The organism is Aureisphaera galaxeae, assembly GCF_028561275.1.
GTDB classification, from domain to species: Bacteria; Bacteroidota; Bacteroidia; order Flavobacteriales; family Flavobacteriaceae; genus Aureisphaera; species Aureisphaera galaxeae.
In genome coordinates, this window is record NZ_JAQQTF010000014.1 from 1 (window position 1) to 3380 (window position 3380).

1 protein-coding gene is annotated in these 3380 nt (G+C 52.0%); it reads left to right on the forward strand.

Annotated elements, in window-relative coordinates; all coding sequences use genetic code 11:
• A partial coding sequence (locus POV27_RS16830; protein ID WP_272863961.1) for a beta strand repeat-containing protein occupies nucleotides 1–3380 on the forward strand: 3380 nt, incomplete at both ends.

Below are 3380 nucleotides of genomic sequence, written 5' to 3' on the forward strand. Positions count from 1 at the left end.
ACCAACCTTACGATCACGGGAGTGAGCGGTGGTGGATGTACTACCTTCCCGTGTACCATCCCGAGCATTGCTTCTGGAAGCCCAGCCAACGATGTGACGATCACGGTTACCGCTACCATAGACGGCCCGGGTACATTTACCAACGTAACCGATGTTACCGCGGACGAGAACGACCCCGATACCTCGAACAACGATGACGACGGTAGCGATGGTAACAACTCGGGAACCGCTACGGGAGTTGCAGATGTAGCGATAACAAAAACATTGGTGGACAGCAGTCCATATCAGACAGGCGATACGGTAACCTACACGATCGTGGTGAGCAACACCGGTCCGGATACCGCCAACAATGTGGTGGTGAACGATACCCCAACCAACCTAACGATCACGGGAGTGAGCGGTGGTGGATGTACGACCTTCCCGTGTACCATCCCTAGCATCGCCTCAGGAAGCCCTGCGAATGATGTAACGATCACGGTTACGGCTACCATAGATGGTCCGGGTACATTTACCAACGTAACGGACGTAACCACGGACGAGAACGACCCTGACACTTCTAACAACGACGATGACGGTAGCGATGGTAACAACTCGGGGACCGCTGCGGGAGTTGCAGATGTAGCGATAACAAAAACATTGGTGGACAGCAGCCCCTACCAGACGGGTGATACGGTGACCTATACCTTAGTAGTGAGCAACACCGGTCCCGATACCGCCAACAACGTGGTAGTGAACGACACGCCCACCAACCTTACGATCACCGGAGTGAGCGGTGGTGGATGTACGACCTTCCCATGTACCATCCCGAGCATCGCCTCCGGGAGTCCCGCCAACGACGTGACCATCACGGTTACGGCTACCATAAACGGTCCCGGGACATTTACCAACGTGACCGATGTATCGGCCGATGAGAACGACCCCGATACCTCGAACAACGACGATGACGGTAGCGACGGTAACAACTCTGGTACCGCAACGGGAGTGGCCGACGTAGCCATCACCAAGACCTTGGTGGACAGCAGTCCCTACCAAACGGGCGATACGGTGACCTACACGATCGTGGTGAGCAACACCGGTCCCAACACCGCCAATAACGTGGTGGTGAACGATACCCCGACCAACCTTACGATCACGGGAGTGAGCGGCGGCGGGTGCACGACCTTCCCTTGTACCATCCCGAGCATAGCCTCAGGAAGCCCAGCCAATGATGTGGCCATTACGGTAACTGCTACCATAGACGGTCCGGGTAACTTCACCAACGTGACCGATGTATCGGCAGATGAGAACGATCCGGATACCTCGAACAACGACGATGACGGTAGCGACGGTAACAACTCGGGAACCGCTACGGGAGTGGCAGACGTAGCGATAACAAAAACATTGGTGGACAGCAGTCCATACCAGACGGGAGATACGGTAACCTACACGATCGTGGTGAGCAACACTGGTCCGGATACCGCCAACAACGTAGTGGTGAATGATACCCCAACCAACCTAACGATCACTGGAGTGAGCGGAGGAGGGTGTACAACCTTCCCATGTACAATCCCGAGCATTGCTTCTGGAAGCCCAGCCAACGATGTGACGATTACGGTTACGGCTACCATAGATGGTCCGGGTAACTTCACCAACGTGACCGATGTATCGGCTGATGAGAACGACCCCGATACCTCCAACAACGATGACGATGGTAGCGACGGGAATAATTCGGGAACAGCTACTGGAGTTGCAGATTTAGTTACCGTAAAAACCTTAACAAGCGCTGATGCCACACCTCCAGAAGGTGATGCCGTTACATTTACGATTACGGTAACCAACAATGGTCCGGACACAGCGACAAATGTATCCCTAGATGACACCCTACCTGCGGGCTTAACTGCAACAGGCAATAATGGAAATGTATCCCAAGGTAGCTATACCGCCCCTACTTGGGATATTGGAACCTTAGCTTCCGGAGCTTCGGCAACCTTGACTATTGAAGGAATTGTAGATATTGGTGAAGATGGGAATACCATTACCAACAATACAACGGCAGCTTCAACCTCAGATCAAAACGATCCAACTACTGCAGGTGATGATCTTACCGAAAGTGTAACGATCGATGGTTGTATTGACGCAGATGGTGATGGAACCTGTGATAGTGTAGATCCCGATCCTACCAATCCATGTATCGATGATGGTGTTGTAGGAGATGAGGATACCTCAAATCCAATATGGCAAGCTGGAGATTGTGATGGTGATGGAGAAGACAACGGAACTGAAAATACAAATGGAACCGATCCTTACGATCCATGTTCCAATCAAATGACGACTATTCCTTTGGTTACCAATCCGAATTACGCTATTTGGGCCGCAGCGGACTGTGACGGCGATGGTGTAACCAATGGACAAGAAGTAACCGACGGTACGAACCCTTATGATCTTTGTGATTACGATCCAGTTAACCAAGATTATACAACCACATCTACTGCTTATCAGAATGCAGATTGTGATGGTGACGGGGTTACCAATGGAGATGAAATAGATCCTGACGGAAATGGAACTGATGATGGAAATGGAACCGATGCACAAGATCCATGTGACTATAACCCAATTTTAATTACTCAAACTCAAACTGCGGCTTGGCTTATTGCCGATTGTGATGGCGATGGAGTAGTAAATGGACAGGAAGTGACAGACGGTACCGATCCGCTGGACCCTTGTTCGTATGATCCGGCAAGTCAGAATACTGCCACGACAAGTGCTGCTTGGGATGCCTTGGATTGTGATGGCGATGGAGTAATTAATGGAGATGAAATTACCGATGGTACCAATCCCTTGGATCCATGTGATTATATAGATGGAAACCAAACGGTGGCTGTAACTGCAGCTTGGAATGCCCTTGATTGTGACGGAGACGGGGTGACCAACGGTGACGAAGTGGCCGATGGAACGGATCCGCAAGACCCTTGTAGCCTTGATTATACAAGCCAAACGGTACCACCTTCCACAGCATGGAACGATGCCGATTGTGATGGTGACGGTGTGACCAACGGTGACGAGATAACGGACGGGACCGACCCGACCGACCCATGTGACTTTATGCTATCGAGCCAAACGGTTCCGACGACCCCAGCTTGGGAAGCCCTTGACTGTGATGGTGATGGAGTAACGAACGGCGATGAGATTGCCGATGGCACGGATCCATCCGACCCATGTAGCTTGGATGTAACAAGCCAGACGGTGCCGCCAACAACAGCGTGGAACGACGCCGACTGCGACGGTGATGGGGTAACCAACGGTGACGAGGTTACCGATGGGACCGATCCAACCGATCCATGTGACTTTGTACTTGCCAGCCAGACCGTACCGCCGACAACGGCATGGAACGATGCGGACTG